This window comes from Streptomyces sp. NBC_00872 (assembly GCF_045161915.1).
Lineage (GTDB): Bacteria > Actinomycetota > Actinomycetes > Streptomycetales > Streptomycetaceae > Streptomyces.
Genome location: NZ_CP108806.1, coordinates 7,373,686 through 7,389,689, shown reverse-complemented (window position 1 = coordinate 7,389,689; position 16,004 = coordinate 7,373,686). Strand labels below are relative to the sequence as shown.

Genomic DNA, 16,004 nt, shown 5'->3' with positions numbered 1-16,004 from the left:
CCCTTTTCCGGACATTGACTAACGAAGTGACGAACGCCCGGCTGCGGTACAACGATCGGCCAGCTTACCGCGCGCGGCGCCGGAACAGGGTCAGGGGGCGCTGTCCGGACGCTGTCCGGAGACCAGGAAAACCACGGAGCGCTCCCGCTCCGTCCACGCGCCCGTGTCGAGGTCGACGGACTGGAGCAGCACGCATTCGACCTCATATCCGCCCCCCGCGAGGGCAGTTCCCACGGCCTCGGCCTCGTCGCGGGTGGCCGCGTGGGTGACGATGCGCTCGGGCCTGCGGTCGGCGCACGCGGTGACCACATCGATACCGCCGCCGCCGATCCGTACGACATCGGGTTCCGGCAGCCGTTCGAGCACCTGGGGCGCCCGGCCCTGGACGACCTGCATCTGAACGCCCGCGCGACGGGCCGCCGCCGCCGTACTGGCGCAGGCTCCCGGCTCGTCGTCGACGGCGATCACGGCCGCACCGAAGCGGGCGGCCTCGGCGGCGAGCGCTCCGCTGCCGGAGCCGATGTCCCAGATCAGATCGCCGGTACGGGCGCCCAGCCGGGCCAGTTGGGCGGCGCGCAGCCAGGTCGACTCGCCTTCGTCCAGTTCGATGCCGTACTCCGCGGTGGGCAGGGCCCAGCCGCGGCCGGCCGGCGGATAGCCGGGGTCGCGTCCGGCGATCCAGCCGCCGGTCGGCGAGACCGCGGTGCCGACCCCGCCGATGACGATCACCACATTGGGGTCGCGCCAGACATGGTCGGCGGCCTTGTCCGAGGTGAGCACGCTCACCTGCTCCCGGTCGGTGCCCAGTTCCTCGCAGATGACGAAGGTGCGGTGGACGCCGTCGAGGAGCAGGGCCAGTTCGGCCGGCCCCGCGCCCGGGGAGGTGAGGACGGCGACCTTGGTGTGCGCGCGGCAGACATTGACGGCGCGGCGGAGCGTACGGCGGTGGGCGACGACGATCTGGGCGTCGTCCCAGGCCATCCCGGCGCGTGCGAAGGCACCGGCCACGGAGGAGACCGCGGGGACGACTTCGACCTCCAGACCGTGTTCGGGCGCGCGGAGCGTCCGTACGACACCGAAGAAGCCCGGATCCCCGTCGGCGAGGACCACGGCGCTGCCGCGGTGCCCGGCGATCCTGCGGGCCGCGAGATCTATGGAGCCGAGCCGGATGCGTTCGGCGTCCGGCGGCACCTCGGGGAGAGCGAGATGGTGGGCGGCTCCGGCCACCAGTGTGGCGGCCGAGAGGGCGGCCCCGGCAGCAGCGGTGAGCGGTGAGCCGTCCCAGCCGATCACCGTGACGCGGTCGGCCATCGTCGTCAGTCTCCCCGGAGTCGTCGCTTGGTCGAGTGGTCGCGTGGTCGTGCGTGGAGCGGATGGACCGATACGGGCACTTCGGCCGCCCGTGGCCATGGGCACCACGAGGCACGGTGAGAGTACCTGGCCAGGACGGAAGACCGTCGGGCGGTGGGCCGGGACAACCGGGTTGGCTGGGCGCCGCCGTGGGTCCCCGCCGCCCCTCCAAGTCCCTGCCCCTGCAAGTCCCCGTCGCTGTGAGTCCCCCGCCGCCGTCAGTTCCAGTCGGTGAAGGAGGCGTAGCCGCCCGCGTCGGCCATCTGCTCGGCCACGCCTTCGAGATCCTCGGGCAGCAGACCCCAGACGATCAGATCGGTACGGATATCGGTCCAGCCGCCGTCCTCGGTCTGGGTACGCGCTATCCAGGCATTGCGCAGCACACCCTCGCTGATGCAGCCGATCTTCTGCGCGACCTGCTGCGAGGCGGTGTTGTCGGCGGGGGTCCGCACCTCGATGCGCTCGAACTTCTGGTCCCGGAAGAGCCACTGCGCGACCGCGAGCGCCGATTCCGTGGCGTATCCCTCACCGCGTGCCCAGGGGGCGGTCACATAGGCCATCTCGGTGGAGAGCGCGTGCCAATTGGTTCTGCGCAGCCGCACGATGCCGACGAGCCGCTGCGTGAGGAACTCGGTGACGGCGAAGGCGATTCCGCGCCCCGCCACGCGTTCGGCGGGGGCGATACTGGCGACCCACTGGTCGGCGTCCTCGCGCGTATACGGATGAGGCACGGGCGTCCACGCCGTGATCAGTTCGTCGTTCATCATTTCGATGTGTGCCGGGATGTCCGCCGCCTCGAAGGCGCGCAGCACCAACCGCTCCGTGCTGATGGAAACGTCCGGAAAGGTGGTAGTCATGCGCAGCTCCATGCCTCAGTCCGTCGTAAATGCACAGCATGCAGCATCGGATGGGGATGCGCATGGCCGGGTCCGGGTGGATGCGTGGGCCCCGCGTACGGAAGGCGTACGCGGGGCCCACACCGAAGGACTCGGAGACAAGAACGTTACTGCTCCGGCCACTTGGGCGACACACTGACCGCCCGGAAGCCGCCGGGGACTACTGGACGGCGCCGAAGGCGGGCACGACCGAGCCGTCGTAGGTGTCCTCGATGAACTGCTTGACCTCGGGCGTGTTCAGGAGCTCCGCGAGCTTCTGCACCCGGGGGTCCTTCTCGTTGCCGCGCTTGACGGCGAGGAAGTTGGCGTACGGGTTGCCCTCGGACTTCTCCAGGGCGAGCGCGTCCTGAGCGGGCTTGAGGTCGGCCTCAAGGGCGTAGTTGCCGTTGATGACGGCGGCGTCGACATCATTGAGGGCGCGGGGCAGGGTGGCGGCCTCCAGTTCCTTGAACTCGATGCCCTTGGCGTCCTTGATGTCCGAGAGATTGGCGTCGATTCCCGCGCCGTCCTTGAGCGTGATCACACCGTTGTCCGCGAGCAGCTTCAGCGAGCGGCCCTCATTGGTGGTGTCATTCGGAATGGCGATGCTCTGACCGGACTTGATGCCCTTGAGATCGTCGATCTTGTTGGAGTAGAGACCGAGCGGTTCCAGATGGACATTGACGACGGGCACGATGTCGGTGCCGTTCTTCTTGTTGAAGTCGTCCAGATAGGGCTTGTGCTGGAAGAAGTTGGCGTCGACCTCGCCGCTCTGGGTCGCGGTGTTCGGCAGGACGTAGTCCGTGAACTCCTTGACCTCCAGCTTGAGACCCGCCTTCGCCGCCAGATTGTCCTTGATGAAGTTCAGGATGTCGGCGTGCGGTACGGGGGACGCGGCGACGAGCAGCGCCTTGGACGTGTCGGCCGAGGCACCGGAGCCGGCCTTGTCCGAGGAGCCCGGGTCGGAGGATGTGCCGCAGGCGCTGAGGCCCAGGGCGAGGACGGCGGTGACGGCGGCTGCCGTGGTGAACTTGGCGGTGGTACGCACGAAGAGTGCCTCTTTCCGTGATACGGGTGTCGGTGTCGGGGCCCGGACAAGGAGTACGGGCCGTGAGCGGTCGCTCCGGGAAAAAACTCAGGGGCTCGGGTCGGACTTCGGGCCCGAGCACGGGTACGGGGTGCGGGTGCGGGTGTGGGGCGCGGGCGCGGGTGCGGGTGCGGGTGCGGGGCGCGGCGGCTCAGGAGGCCGTACGGCCCCGGCGCGCCAGCAGCCGTACGACGCCGTCGCCGAGGAGCTGTACGAGGGTCACGATCACGATCAGGACCACGACCGTGGCCACCATGAAGCCGTTCTCGAAGCGCTGGAATCCATAGGTGACGGCCTTGGATCCCAGGCCCTCGCCACCGACCGCGCCGGCCATGGCCGAGTAGCCGATGAGGGCGATGACGGTGGTGGTGACGCCGGCGACCAGCGAGGGCAGGGCCTGCGGCAGCAGCACCTTGCGGACGATGGTCGGCACGGAGCCGCCCATCGCCTGGACGGCCTCGACCAGTCCGTGGTCGACCTCACGGATGGCGGTCTCCACGAGGCGCGCGAAGAACGGGATGGCACCGATCGCGAGCGGCACGATCATCGCGGTGGGCCCGATGAAGGTGCCGACGACCAGCGTGGTGAACGGGATCAGCGCGATCAGCAGGATGATGAACGGCAGTGAGCGGCCTATGTTCACGATCACGCCGACGGTCTTGTTCACCGGGGCGTTCTGGAGCAGTCCCCCCTTGTCGGTGAGGACCAGCAGAACACCGAGGGGCAGTCCGCCGACGATGGTGACGAGCGCGGACCAGAGCACCATGTAGAGGGTGTCGAGGGTCCCCTGGGCCAGCAGCGGCTGCATCTCCGACCAGGTCACTTGACATCTTCCTTCACCAGTGCGGGCGCCTCGCCCTCGGGAGACTGTTCGTCGGGGGTCTGTTCGCCGGGGGTCTGTTCGCCGGCCGGGCGTGCTTCGGCCGGCCGCTCGGCGGCGGGACCTTCCGGTGGCCCTTCGGCGGCGGGCTCGTCGTCCACCACCTCGGCCTGGAGCCCCTGCTCCCGCAGAAAGCCGATCGGCACGACGTTCTCCTCGTAACCGCCGGGCAGTTCGATCCGCATCCGGCCGATCTGCCGGCCCGCGACGGTGTCCATCGCGGCGCCCAGGATCGAGATGTCGATGTTGTACGTACGGGAGAGCTGCGAGATCACCGGCCGGGCGGCGGCCTCGCCCTGGAAGGTGACGTCGATGACCGTACGGCCGGGGCCCGACGGCGCTCCGGCCACCGGGAACAGCTCCCGCGCGAGCTGCGAGCCGGGGGTGGCCAGCAGCTCGCCGACCGTGCCCGACTCCACGATCCTCCCCCTCTGCATCAGTGCGGCCGAGTCGCAGATCGTCTTGACGACCCCCATCTCATGCGTGATGAGCAGCACGGTCAGTCCGAGCTGCTGATTGAGATCGCGCAGCAACTGGAGGATCGAGCGGGTGGTCTCGGGGTCGAGGGCGCTGGTCGCCTCGTCGGAGAGCAGCACCTTGGGGTCGCCGGCCAGGGCGCGGGCGATACCGACGCGCTGCTTCTGGCCGCCGGAGAGCTGGGCGGGGTACGAGGCGGCCTTGTCGCCCAGTCCCACCAGGTCCAGCAGTTCCAGGGCGCGGCGGGCGCGCTCCTGGCGGGTGACGCCGAGGATCTCCAGCGGCAGCTCGACATTGTCCTTGACCGTGCGCGAGGACAGCAGATTGAAGTGCTGGAACACCATGCCGATCGAACTGCGGGCCCGCCGCAGCTCCTTGCCCGCCCGCCGGCCGCGGCCCGCGAGCGCGGTGAGGTCCTGGCCGTCGACGATCACCCGGCCCGCGGTGGGGCGTTCGAGGAGATTGACACAGCGGATGAGCGAGGACTTGCCGGCGCCGCTCTGTCCGACGACGCCGAAGACCTCGCCCTCGCGGACATGGAGGTCCACTTGGTCGAGAGCGGTGACTTCGCGGCCTCGTGACGTGGCGGACCGGTAGATCTTCGTCAGGCCCGTAGTAGTGATCACAGGGGTATCCATCACTGTCGAGTGCGCGGCGAGGTGGCCGCCGGCACGGGGCATTCGTCATTCGGACGCTTCACGCCGAGACGGTGGGTGAACCGGGAGCAGGCGCGTGCGGAACAGACCTACCCGCTCACCGGCGGTCCGGACCATGGCGCGTGTGGCGCGCACGGCGTACGGAACCGGCGTGGCGGCGCGGCTGTCCGGTCTCGCTTCGGGGCGCGAGACTCAGGCAGGGGCCCTCAGTTGGCGCACATTCGACACAGACAACGAGCACCGGGCGTCGTGATCGCCTCGGTCGCGGGTACGCGGTAGCTCATCGTGGTCATGCGATAAGTAAAGCAGACATCAAGACGGCTCCCGGGGGCTCGTCCGTATATCGGACGTCTCCGTCTCACCGTTCACACGAGGCGACGAATCACCCCGCTCCCCGCCCCGACCTGCCCGGATATCGGTGAGCGCCGCAGGGCGAGCGCGTCCCCGGCCGGCCGGAACGGGTCAGACGCTGTGGCCAAGGCCACGGTCTCCCCAGCTCCTCGCGGGCACAGCGCTGCCACGGGGGTGCGGGGGCGCTCGCGGGGTGCCTTTTGGGCCGTAATACGCTCGGTCCATGCTCGTCGTCCTGACGGTCGCGCTCTCCGTGGCCGCGCTCGCTCTCGCCGCCTGGTGCGGTTTCGCCGCCTTTCGCGACCAGCCCACCAAGGACTGGCACTTCATCGGCATGGGTGTGGTGGCCGCGCTGGCGCTCGTCCAGCTCGTGATCGGGATCACGCAGCTCGCCCGCGGGGAGAAGGCCGACCAGGGCTCGGTGATCTTCGTGTCGTATCTGATCGGCGCGCTGCTGGCGGTGCCGGCGGCCGGCTTCCTGTCGCTGGCCGAGCGGACGCGATGGGGTTCGACGACGGTGGCCGCGGGAGCGGTCGTCCTGGCCGTACTGGAAGTGCGGCTCCATGACATCTGGGGAGGCTGACGATGGGCGAGCCCACCACCGGCGCGAAGACGGGGCAGCGGACGACGGGCCGGAGAACGGCCGGCGGGCAAGCCGGGCAGCGGACCGGGGAGAACCCAGCCGAGAGAGCGGACCGGGCGAGCGGGCCGGAGCCGGTGGGCGGGGAGTCCGCGACCCGGCTGGTGCGCGGGCCCGGCCTGCTGCTGGTCTGGCTGTACGGAGTGATGTCCGTCGGCGCGGTCTCCCGGTCCGTCTACCAGATCGCGACCGAGTTCGAGCACGCGCCGCTCGCCTACACGCTCTCCGCCGTGGCCGCCGTGGTCTACGCGTTCATCACCTACACGCTCGTACGCGGCGGGGAGACGGCGCGGAAGGCGGCGCTGGTGTGCTGCGCCGCCGAGCTCGCGGGGGTACTGACCGTCGGGACCTGGACGCTGGCCGACCCCTCGGCCTTCCCGGACGCCACGGTCTGGTCGGACTACGGCATGGGCTATCTCTTCATTCCGGTACTGCTGCCGGTCACCGGCATCCTGTGGCTGCGGAAGGCCCGCCGCTGATCGCGGCGGACGGGGTCCGCGTCAGGCACTGGCCGCGTAGGCGGCGGCGCCGGCCGGCTTCTCCAGTGTGACGAGCGTCAGACGGGGGCCTATCTGTTCCGTCGACACCGGCGCGTAGCCCCGGCTGCGGTAGAGCCGCAGATTGCCCTCGCTGCGGTGGCCGGTGAAGAGCTGGAAGCGCTTGGCCGCCGGCTCCGCCGTGAAGTGGTTCTCTATGGCGTCGAGCAGCCGTCCGCCGAGGCCGTGGTGGCGCAGCCGGGGATGGACGATGAGCTTGGCGATCCGGGCGGTGCCCGTCTCCTCGACACTTCCTCTTACGGACGCGACCACTTCGTCACCGAGACGCGCTACCAGGCAGTGTCCGCGGTCGAGTTCGGCCCTGAGATCGTCGAGCGTCTGGGTCAGCGGCTCGATGGTGTAGTCGCCGTACAGCTCGGCCTCGTTCTGGTAACACAAGTACTGCAGCTTCAGAATGTGCTCCGCGTCCTGCGCACTCGCCGCTGAGATGGTCACGCTCATGCCCATGTGTGCATGCCTCCCGCTCACCTGATCCGCCGGTTGTTTACCGCTCCCTTCCCCGCGGTTCAGGAGCGGCAACCTCCGTAACGAGCATTCTGCGCAGGCATCCCAGACATCTCGACCGCAAGGGGCCCAAACTTCCCTGTGACATACCCAACTCGCCCGCGATTTCACGGTAGGTGGGGTCGTTCGGCGACAGCATCGCGGTCAGCAGCCGGGGACAGTGCCCCGGGGTACGGCCGACGGCCGCGCGGAGCGTACGCCTCCGGTCGGTGCGCAGCGCGGCACGCTCGGGATCGGATTCGGGACCGGTGGGCGGTTCGTCCCGGGACGGGTAGGCGGCGACGGCGGTACGGCGGGCGCGGTGCGCTTCCTCCCGTACGGCGTCCCGTACCCAGTGCGCGAGGTCCGCGGGCGGGCCTTCGCCGTCGAGCCGCTCCAGCAGCCGTACCCAGATGCTCTGTTCGAGGTCGCCCGCGTCGAGGCCGGTCCCCGGTGCCTCGGCGGCGGCCTCCGCGCTCACCAGCGGGAGCAGCGCGCGGACGAGGTCCGGCGCGGCAGGCGGGGACGGGCGGCGGGGGGTGACGGCGGGACGGAGTGAGGTGCCGGGGCCGGGTGCGCCGGCTCGCGGGGGCGTCATGCCCGGCATGACGCCCCCGCGATGAGGGACGGTTGCTCCCCGGCCGGACGGTCACCCGACCGGGGAACGCGCGGTCAGCGGCTGACGAAGTCCGTCCGGGCCAGCAGGCCGGTGTCGGGGTTGTCGGTGAAGATCCCGTCGATCCCGGTCGCGAAGTAGGCCCGGAAGGCGCCGAAGGCGTCGCCGTACGCGTTGGGGTCCGTGCCACGGCGGAACTCGGCGGGCAGGAAGGAGTTCTCGTTGCGCATCGTGTACGGGTGGAGGACGAGCCCCTTGGCGTGCGCGTCCCGTACCAGCGTGGTGGGCTTGGTGAGCCGGCCCGCGGAGTCCTTCGGGATGATCAGGTCGAGCGTCGGCCCGAGGCCCTGCGCGAAGGACGCGATCCACTTCAGGCCCTCGGGCTTGACCAGGTCGTCGACCTTGCGCGGGTCGCCCGTCACCTCGAAGTCCCACGGGCGGGTGCCGGCGCCGGAGAGCAGGACCACACGCGGTGAGTCGACCAGCTTGGCCAGCCGCTGCATGCTGGTGGGCTCGAAGGACTGGAGGAAGATCGCGGAGTCCTTGCGGTCACGCCCGTAGCGGCGGAGCAGCTTCGCCAGGCGCTCCTCCAGGCCGAGGCCGATGCCGCGGAAGTAGGTGGGGTGCTTGGTCTCGGTGTAGAGCCAGATCCGGCGGCCGAGCTTGCGGCCCTGCTCGTCCGCCCAGCGGAGCACCTCTTCGAAGGTGGGGATCTCCCAGCGGCCGTCGTAGACGGTGCTGTGCTGGCGGGTGCCCGGGATGCGCTCCTTGGCGCGCAGGGTCTTCAGCTCGGCGAGCGTGAAGTCCTCGGTGAACCAGCCCGTGAGGCTGACGCCGTCGACCGACTTGGTGGTCTTGCGGCTCGCGAACTCCGGGTGGTCCGCGACATCCGTGGTGCCGGTGATGTCGTTCTCGTGACGGCACACGAGGTGTCCGTCCTTGGTGGGCACCAGGTCCTGCTCGATCACATGGGCGCCGAGGTCCAGCGCGTGCTGGTAGGAACCGAGGGTGTGCTCGGGGCGGTAGCCGCTGGCCCCGCGGTGACCGACGATCGTGGGCACGGGCAGCTCGGGGCGGGACGGGTGGTGGCCGCCGCCCCGTCCGCGCTCGGTGGCCTGCGCCGCGGCGGGCAGTGCCATGGCGGCGGCCGAGCCGAGCACCGCCGCTCCCAGTACGGTCCGCCGGCCTGGCGTGTTGCGCGCACCCTGTGTCATGAACGCTCCTTGATGTGGTGTTCTGTGCCTGTCAAGCGAGGCCGAGCGTAGGCGGCGCCGTCTTCCCCGTGGGGGACCTTGGACGAACGTGACGGAAACACACGTCAACACTGGGTATCCAGCCCGTGAACCCGATGTGCGAACCCCGTGAGCCGCGAGTAACGTGCTCACCTGCGGAGATGTTCGCCTCCGTCCACCACCGTCCCTCGCCACCGGAGGAACCGTTGTCCCGCTTCGCGCTCATCAAGGCAGCGCTCGGACCGATCATGCGCCTGATGTTCCGCATCCGTGTGGAGGGCGCCGAGAACATTCCGGGGAGCGGGCCGGTGATCCTCGCCGGCAACCATCTCACCTTCATCGACTCGATGATCCTGCCGCTGGTCTGCGACCGTCAGGTCTTCTTCATCGGCAAGGACGAGTACGTCACGGGCAAGGGGCTCAAGGGCCGGATGATGGCCTGGTTCTTCACCGGTGTGGGCATGATCCCGGTGGACCGCGACGGTGGCCGCGGTGGTGTGGCGGCGCTGATGACGGGCCGTCGGGTGCTGGAGGAGGGCAATGTCTTCGGTATCTACCCGGAGGGCACCCGCTCCCCCGACGGCAGGCTCTACCGGGGCCGTACGGGCATCGCGCGGCTCACGCTGATGACGGGCGCGCCGGTGGTGCCCTTCGCGATGATCGGTACGGACAAGCTCCAGCCGAACGGTACGGGCATGCCGCGTACGGGCAAGGTGACGGTGCGCTTCGGCGAGCCGATGGAGTTCTCGCGCTACGAGGGCATGGACCGCGACCGCTATGTGCTGCGGGCGGTGACGGACTCGGTGATGACCGAGGTCATGGAGCTGTCAGGGCAGGAGTACGTGGACATGTACGCCACAAAGGCGAAGGCGGCGTAGCGGCTGGCGGCCTGGGGGCCACGCGGCACAGGAGCACGGAGCGGCGCGGTGCCCTCGGTCGTGGCCGAGATTGCCGTGCCTCGACCGGTGCCGACGTGGACCACGACCGGGCCGACCGGGCCGCCGGCGGCCGGCTGCGTATGCCGGTCAGCGTGCTCCAGCAGGACTGGGGCGCCGCCATCGGGTTCGACGCCGCGGCGCGCTGCGCGAATGGGCCACCGAGCCGCCCACCCGCCTCCGGCCTCCGGCCTCCGGGGGATTCTTTCCGCCTGCGGGGCGCGGAGGACTCTCCCGGGAGGGGGGCGGAAAATCACTGGGCGAACCGGGTGTCCACGCCGCAGGATGACCCCATGAACGACCGGCACGACGACGTCCCCGGCGCCCCCGCGGCGGACCGGGCGGCGGACTGGATCACCATTCCCCTCACCGCGGACCTCTTGCGCGGCGCGCTCGATCTGGAGCGCACCGAGCACGGGATACTGCCGCACCGGCTGCCCGCCCTGGCCCGTGCGCAGTGTGCCGACGGACAGCTCGCGATGGCGGAGGCCCAGCCATCGGGCGTACGGCTCGCCTTCCGCACGCGGGCCACCGCCGTAGAGCTGGACACGCTCCCGACCAAGATGGTCTATCAGGGCGCCCCGCCGCGCCCCGACGGCGTGTACGACCTGCTCGTCGACGGCCGTGCGGCCGGGCAGACCACGGTGACCGGCGGCGATGTCCTGACCGTGGACATGACCACGGGCTCCGCCGAGACCCGGCCGGGACCGGTCGGCACCGCCCGGTTCCCGGGCCTCCCGGACCGCGTCAAGGATGTCGAGATCTGGCTGCCGCACAACGAGATCACCCAGCTGGTCGCCCTGCGTGCCGACGCCCCTGTCGAGCCCGTACCGGCCGGCGGCCGCAAGGTGTGGCTGCACCACGGCAGTTCGATCAGCCAGGGCTCCAACGCCGCGAGCCCCAGCACGACCTGGCCCGCGCTGGCCGCCTCCCTCGGCGGTGTGGAACTGATCAACCTGGGTCTGGGCGGCAGCGCCCTGCTCGATCCCTTCACGGCCCGCGCTCTGCGCGACACCCCTGCCGATATGATCAGCGTCAAGATCGGCATCAATCTGGTCAACACCGATCTGATGCGTCTGCGCGCCTTCGGCCCCGCCGTGCACGGCTTCCTCGACACCATCCGCGAAGGCCACCCCACCGCTCCGCTGCTCGTCGTCTCACCCGTCCTGTGCCCCATCCACGAGGACACCCCGGGCCCCAGCGCCCCGGACTTCAGCGACCTCGGCGAGGGACAGCTGCGCTTCCGGGCCGCGGGCGACCCCGCGGAACGGGCCGCCGGGAAGCTGACGCTCAATGTCATCCGGGACGAACTGGCCCGCCTCGTGAGCCGGCGGGCGGCCGACGACCCGAACCTGCACTACCTCGACGGCCGCGACCTCTACGGTGAGGCGGACTCCGCCGAGCTGCCGCTGCCCGACCGGCTCCACCCGGACGCCGCCACTCACCGCCGCATCGGAGAACGCTTCGCCGCCCTGGCCTTCGCCGCCGACGGACCGTTCACCGCCGAGCGCGCCTGAGGCGCCCGCTCCCCGGCGGCGGGTCCGGTCAGCCCCCAGCGGCGGGACCGGTTCAGTGTCCGGTGGCGGGTCCGGTTCAGTGTCCGGAGGACTCCTCCAGCTTCTGGCCGCGCAGCAGGAACCAGGCCGCCGCCGCGGTCGCCAGCAGGACCGCCGCGCCCACGCCCGCCGCGAGACGGAAACCGTCGACGAACGCGTCCTGCGCCACGGTGACCAGGGCCTGGCCCGAGCTGCCCGGCAGACCCGCCGCCGCCTCCACCGCGCCGCCCAGTGACTCATGGGCGGCCGAGACCGCGTCCGCGGGGACCCCGGCGGGAGCGGGGAAGCCTCGGTACACACCGGTGACGACGGACCCCAGCAGCGCGATACCGAGCGCCGCGCCCAGCTCGTACGCCGTCTCCGAGACCGCGGAGGCCGAACCGGCCTGCTCCTTCGGGACACTGGAGAGGATCACATCGGCCGTGACGGTGAACGAGAACCCCGCGCCGATCCCGACGATCAGCAGCACCGCGCCCAGCAGCGGATAGCCGGTCGACCGGCTGAGCACGGTGAGCACGGCCAGCGCCAGCCCGATGGCGCCCAGACCGCCCGCCACCACCGCCCGTACGGAGTACCGGCGCGCGACCGTCCCCGCGATCAGCCCCGCCGTCACCGCGCCGACCGCCGCGGGCAGTTCTGCGAGACCCGCCTCCAGGGGTCCGCGCCCCTGGACCAGCTGGAGGAACTGCGACAGGAAGAAGACCAGTCCCGACAGACCGAGGATGGTCAGCAGATCGGCCAGCACCGCGCCGGAGAAGCCCCGGTGGTGGAAGAGCCGCATGTCCAGCAGCGGCGCGGGCAGGGTGAGCTGACGCCGTACGAACCGGTGGAGCGCCAGCGCGCCGGCCGCTCCCGCCGCCAGGACGTCCCAGCCGGGCCCGTGCGCCGCCGCCTCCTTCACGGCGTACACGACACCGACGACACCGACGAGGGACAGCAGCACGCTGGTCATGTCCCACGGCCCCGGCGCCGGGTCCCTCGACTCGGGCAGCGTCCTCACGCCGACGAGCACCAGCACCGCCATCACGGGCAGATTGATCAGGAAGACCGAGCCCCACCAGAAGTGCTCCAGCAGGAAGCCGCCGACGACAGGGCCGACCGCCGCGCCCGCCGAGGCCATCGCTCCCCAGATACCGATGGCGAGGCTGCGCTCCTTGGGGTCGTGGAAGATATTGCGGATCAGGGCGAGCGTGGCGGGCATCAGGGTGGCGCCCGCGACCCCGAGCAGCGCCCTGGCCAGGATCATCATCCCGGGACTTGACGCGTAGGCGTTCAGTACGGAGACCGCGCCGAACGCGACCGCGCCCGACAGCAGCAGCCTCTTGCGTCCGATACGGTCACCGAGGCTGCCCATGGAGACCAGCAGCCCGGCGATGACGAAGGAGTAGATGTCGCCGATCCAGAGGAGCTGGGTACCGGTCGGCCTGAGGTCCTCGCTGAGGAACGGGGTGGCAAGACCGAGTACGGTCGCGTCGACGGCCACCAGCAGTACGGCCAGGACGAGCACGGCGAGCGCCAGCCACCGCCCCGGACGGGGTACGGGCCTCGTCTCCGTCGCCGTCCCGTGGATGGTGGTCATGTCCTCACGCTCCGTTGTGCGCCGCCGAGCAGCAACTCGACGATCATGTACTGGAAGTCCTTGGTGGCGACCCGGCCGTCCTGGGTGACCCAGGCGCCGGCGCTGAGCAGTCCGTAGAGCGCCTCGGTCAGCCAGACATGGCTGAGGTCGATCCGGAACTCGCCCTGCTCCTGGCCGCGCCGGAAGAGCGCCGAGCAGCGGGCGTCGATCCGTGCCCAGCCGTCGGAGACCTCGCCCTCGAAGAGCTGGTTCTCGGTGAGCAGGAAGGCGAGGAGTCCGGCCGAGGGTTCGATACGGGCGACAAGTCTGCGCAGCGCGTCGGCCGCCGTGCCCTCGTCCAGCCGGGCGGCGTCGAGCGCCGTCTCCATCTCCTGGATTCCGAGCTGCTCCAGCGCCTTGACCAGCGCGTCACGCCCGGCGAAGTGCCGGTGAAGGGTCGCGCGCCCGATCCCCGAGGCCCTGGCGACCTCGTCCATGGTGGCGGTCGCCTTACGGGTGAGAAGGGCGGCGGCGGTGCGCAGCACCTGGTCACGATCGACTGTCATGAGTCAAACATAACCCACATGAGACATGAACGTCTCATTCAATACATGGCCGCATCGAATCACGCCCACCCAGGGCGGGAAGGAACACCTGTATGAATCCCTCGCGGAAGCCGCTCCTGCTGATCGACGTCGACGGTCCGCTCAATCCGTATGGCGCCCTGGCGGCGCCCGGGACTCCGGACGGATACGAGAGACACCTGATGCGGCCCTCGCTCTGGGCACGGACGCGGCCGGGCCCGCTTCCCGTGCTGCTCAACCCCGGACACGGCGCGGAGCTGCTGGCGCTCACCGGGCTCTACGAGCTGGTCTGGGCCACCACCTGGGAGGACGACGCCAACGAGTGGATAGGACCGCTGCTCGGGCTGCCGGAGCTGCCGTACATCGCATGGCCCGAGACACACGGATGGGCCCCTCGCGGGACCCTGTGGAAGACGCGGTACGTGCTGGAGTACGCGGCCGGGCGGCCGTTCGCCTGGGTCGACGACGAGATCACGTCGTACGACCGCGCGTGGGTGGACCGGGAGCACCTCGCCGCCGCCCTGCTGCTGTACGTCGATCCCGGGACCGGACTGACCCGGCGGGACTTCGACGCGCTCGCGGAGTGGGCGGCGGCGCTGTGACGACGGCGCTGTGACGGCGGCCGCCCGCTGTGACGGCGGCCGTTTCCGCCGCTTCTTCTGCTTCTTCTGCTTCTTCTACTTCTTCTACTTCTTCTACTTCTTCGCGGAGGCCCAGGCGTGCTGTATCACCAGATCGGCCTTGACCTCGGAGAGCTGGACCGCCACGGCGGACGGAGCCGTACCGCCCCTGCCGTTACGGGACGCCAGCGCGCCCGGCACATTGAGCACCGAGCGCACCTCGGGGGTGAGATGCGGGGAGATCTTCGCGAACTGCTCGTCCGTCAGCCCGTCCAGCTCGATGCCCAGCGCCTCGCACTCCTTGACGCACTCCCCCGCGACCTCGTGCGCCACCCGGAACGGCACCCCCTGCCGGACCAGCCACTCGGCGATGTCCGTGGCGAGCGAGAAGCCGGCCGGGGCCAGTTCCTCCATCCGTGCGCGGTTGACGGTCAGCGTCGCCATCATCCCGGTGAAGGCCGGCAGCAGGACCTCCAACTGGTCGCAGGAGTCGAAGACGGGCTCCTTGTCCTCCTGGAGATCGCGGTTGTACGCGAGCGGCAGGGCCTTCAGCGTGGCCAGCAGACCAGTGAGATTGCCGATGAGCCGGCCCGACTTCCCGCGCGCCAGCTCCGCGATGTCCGGGTTCTTCTTCTGCGGCATGATCGACGAACCGGTGGAGAAGGCGTCGTGCAGGGTGACGAAGGAGAACTCCTTCGTGTTCCAGAGGATGACCTCCTCGGCGATCCGCGACAGATTGACACCGGTCATCGCGGTGATGAAGGCGAACTCGGCGACGAAGTCGCGCGAGGCCGTGCCGTCGATGGAGTTGCCGACGGAACCGCGCTCGAAGCCGAGGTCCGCGGCGACCGCCTCGGGGTCGAGCCCGAGCGAGGATCCGGCCAGGGCGCCCGAGCCGTACGGTGAGACAGCCGTGCGCTTGTCCCACTGCCGCAGCCGCTCCGCGTCCCGGGACAGCGACTGCACATGGGCCAGCACATGATGGGCGAAGAGCACGGGCTGGGCGTGCTGGAGGTGCGTACGGCCCGGCATCGCGACGGCGGGGTGCGCCTCGGCCAGTCCGATCAGCGCGTCCTGGAGATCGGCGATCAGCCCGCCGATGATCCGGGCGTGGTCGCGGAGGTACATCCGGAAGAGCGTGGCGACCTGGTCGTTGCGGGACCGTCCGGCGCGCAGCTTGCCGCCGAGATCGGGGCCGAGTCGCTCCAGCAACCCGCGCTCCAGGGCGGTGTGGACGTCCTCGTCGGCGATGGTGCCGGTGAACGAGCCGTCGGCGACATCGGCTTCGAGCCGGTCGAGTCCGTCGAGCATCCGGGTCAGTTCGTCAGCGGTGAGCAGCCCGGCCTTGTGGAGGACACGGGCATGGGCACGGGAGCCGGCGATGTCGTACGGCGCGAGCCGCCAGTCGAAGTGGACCGACGCGGAGAGCTTGGCCAGGGCCTCGGCGGGTCCGTCGGCGAAACGGCCGCCCCAGAGCCGGACATCACCGTTGTTGCTGCTCACTGCTGCTCCTTGGAGGGATCGGGAAGTACGACCGCCTCCCCGCC

The 16,004-nt window shown here is 70.4% G+C and carries 16 protein-coding genes; 5 read left to right on the top strand and 11 right to left on the bottom strand.

Annotated elements, in window-relative coordinates; genetic code table 11:
* Nucleotides 1-90: 90 nt before the first annotated feature.
* The 5 genes from cbiE to OG214_RS31595 all read right to left on the bottom strand — a co-directional run bounded on the left by cbiE (nucleotide 91) and on the right by OG214_RS31595 (nucleotide 5,295).
* Nucleotides 91-1,311, bottom strand: coding sequence for a precorrin-6y C5,15-methyltransferase (decarboxylating) subunit CbiE (gene cbiE / locus OG214_RS31615; protein ID WP_363085682.1), 1,221 nt, complete (start codon nucleotides 1,309-1,311; stop codon nucleotides 91-93).
* A 257-nt stretch (nucleotides 1,312-1,568) separates the two neighbouring features.
* Entirely contained in the window at nucleotides 1,569-2,207 is a 639-nt protein-coding gene (locus OG214_RS31610; RefSeq protein WP_363085683.1) for a GNAT family N-acetyltransferase, read from the bottom strand.
* Nucleotides 2,208-2,406: 199 nt separating this feature from the next.
* A complete protein-coding gene (locus OG214_RS31605; protein WP_405986653.1) occupies nucleotides 2,407-3,273 on the bottom strand; it encodes a MetQ/NlpA family ABC transporter substrate-binding protein in 867 nt (288 codons plus the stop codon).
* A 190-nt stretch (nucleotides 3,274-3,463) separates the two neighbouring features.
* Nucleotides 3,464-4,135 carry a methionine ABC transporter permease gene (locus OG214_RS31600; RefSeq protein ID WP_363085536.1) on the bottom strand — a complete coding sequence of 224 codons (672 nt, stop codon included), beginning with the start codon at nucleotides 4,133-4,135 and terminating at the stop codon, nucleotides 3,464-3,466.
* Nucleotides 4,132-5,295: an ATP-binding cassette domain-containing protein gene (locus OG214_RS31595; protein WP_405986652.1), complete on the bottom strand. Its 1,164-nt coding sequence runs from the start codon at nucleotides 5,293-5,295 to the stop codon at nucleotides 4,132-4,134. The genes OG214_RS31600 and OG214_RS31595 overlap by 4 nt, the downstream gene beginning before the upstream one ends.
* A gap of 604 nt (nucleotides 5,296-5,899) precedes the next feature.
* On the opposite strand from OG214_RS31595, the gene OG214_RS31590 reads away from it, so the two are divergent.
* Nucleotides 5,900-6,259, top strand: a complete 360-nt coding sequence (locus OG214_RS31590; RefSeq protein ID WP_405986651.1) for a hypothetical protein — start codon at nucleotides 5,900-5,902, stop codon at nucleotides 6,257-6,259.
* Nucleotides 6,260-6,393: 134 nt separating this feature from the next.
* Nucleotides 6,394-6,795: a hypothetical protein gene (locus OG214_RS31585; RefSeq protein ID WP_363085540.1), complete on the top strand. Its 402-nt coding sequence runs from the start codon at nucleotides 6,394-6,396 to the stop codon at nucleotides 6,793-6,795.
* Between the two features lie 21 nt (nucleotides 6,796-6,816).
* Here the strand turns inward: OG214_RS31585 and OG214_RS31580 are convergent, their stop codons facing one another.
* The 3 genes from OG214_RS31580 to OG214_RS31570 all read right to left on the bottom strand — a co-directional run bounded on the left by OG214_RS31580 (nucleotide 6,817) and on the right by OG214_RS31570 (nucleotide 9,186).
* Nucleotides 6,817-7,320, bottom strand: coding sequence for a GNAT family N-acetyltransferase (locus tag OG214_RS31580; RefSeq protein WP_363085539.1), 504 nt, complete (start codon nucleotides 7,318-7,320; stop codon nucleotides 6,817-6,819).
* Between the two features lie 37 nt (nucleotides 7,321-7,357).
* The gene (locus OG214_RS31575; protein ID WP_405986650.1) at nucleotides 7,358-7,954 is read right to left on the bottom strand and encodes a sigma-70 family RNA polymerase sigma factor; all 597 of its coding nucleotides are present in this window, start codon (nucleotides 7,952-7,954) and stop codon (nucleotides 7,358-7,360) included.
* Between the two features lie 74 nt (nucleotides 7,955-8,028).
* Complete coding sequence (locus tag OG214_RS31570; protein WP_405986649.1) at nucleotides 8,029-9,186, bottom strand: glycerophosphodiester phosphodiesterase; 1,158 nt, start codon at nucleotides 9,184-9,186, stop codon at nucleotides 8,029-8,031.
* A gap of 179 nt (nucleotides 9,187-9,365) precedes the next feature.
* Here OG214_RS31570 and OG214_RS31565 point away from each other — a divergent pair, with 179 nt between their 5' ends.
* Together OG214_RS31565 and OG214_RS31560 are read left to right on the top strand one after the other, a co-directional pair.
* Complete coding sequence (locus OG214_RS31565; protein ID WP_363083669.1) at nucleotides 9,366-10,082, top strand: lysophospholipid acyltransferase family protein; 717 nt, start codon at nucleotides 9,366-9,368, stop codon at nucleotides 10,080-10,082.
* A gap of 350 nt (nucleotides 10,083-10,432) precedes the next feature.
* Nucleotides 10,433-11,656, top strand: a complete 1,224-nt coding sequence (locus tag OG214_RS31560; protein ID WP_405986648.1) for a GDSL-type esterase/lipase family protein — start codon at nucleotides 10,433-10,435, stop codon at nucleotides 11,654-11,656.
* A 76-nt stretch (nucleotides 11,657-11,732) separates the two neighbouring features.
* Here OG214_RS31560 and OG214_RS31555 read toward each other — a convergent pair whose 3' ends face one another.
* Together OG214_RS31555 and OG214_RS31550 are read right to left on the bottom strand one after the other, a co-directional pair.
* Complete coding sequence (locus OG214_RS31555) at nucleotides 11,733-13,274, bottom strand: MFS transporter (RefSeq protein WP_405986647.1); 1,542 nt, start codon at nucleotides 13,272-13,274, stop codon at nucleotides 11,733-11,735.
* Nucleotides 13,271-13,819, bottom strand: coding sequence for a TetR/AcrR family transcriptional regulator (locus OG214_RS31550; RefSeq protein WP_363083665.1), 549 nt, complete (start codon nucleotides 13,817-13,819; stop codon nucleotides 13,271-13,273). Before OG214_RS31550 ends, OG214_RS31555 begins: the two co-directional genes overlap by 4 nt.
* A gap of 92 nt (nucleotides 13,820-13,911) precedes the next feature.
* Between OG214_RS31550 and OG214_RS31545 the strand changes: the two genes are divergently transcribed.
* Nucleotides 13,912-14,439 carry a hypothetical protein gene (locus tag OG214_RS31545; protein ID WP_363083664.1) on the top strand — a complete coding sequence of 176 codons (528 nt, stop codon included), beginning with the start codon at nucleotides 13,912-13,914 and terminating at the stop codon, nucleotides 14,437-14,439.
* A 93-nt stretch (nucleotides 14,440-14,532) separates the two neighbouring features.
* Here the strand turns inward: OG214_RS31545 and argH are convergent, their stop codons facing one another.
* Nucleotides 14,533-15,960 (bottom strand): argininosuccinate lyase, encoded by a 1,428-nt coding sequence (argH, locus tag OG214_RS31540; RefSeq protein WP_405986646.1) that lies wholly within the window; start codon nucleotides 15,958-15,960, stop codon nucleotides 14,533-14,535.
* Nucleotides 15,961-16,004: the final 44 nt, after the last annotated feature.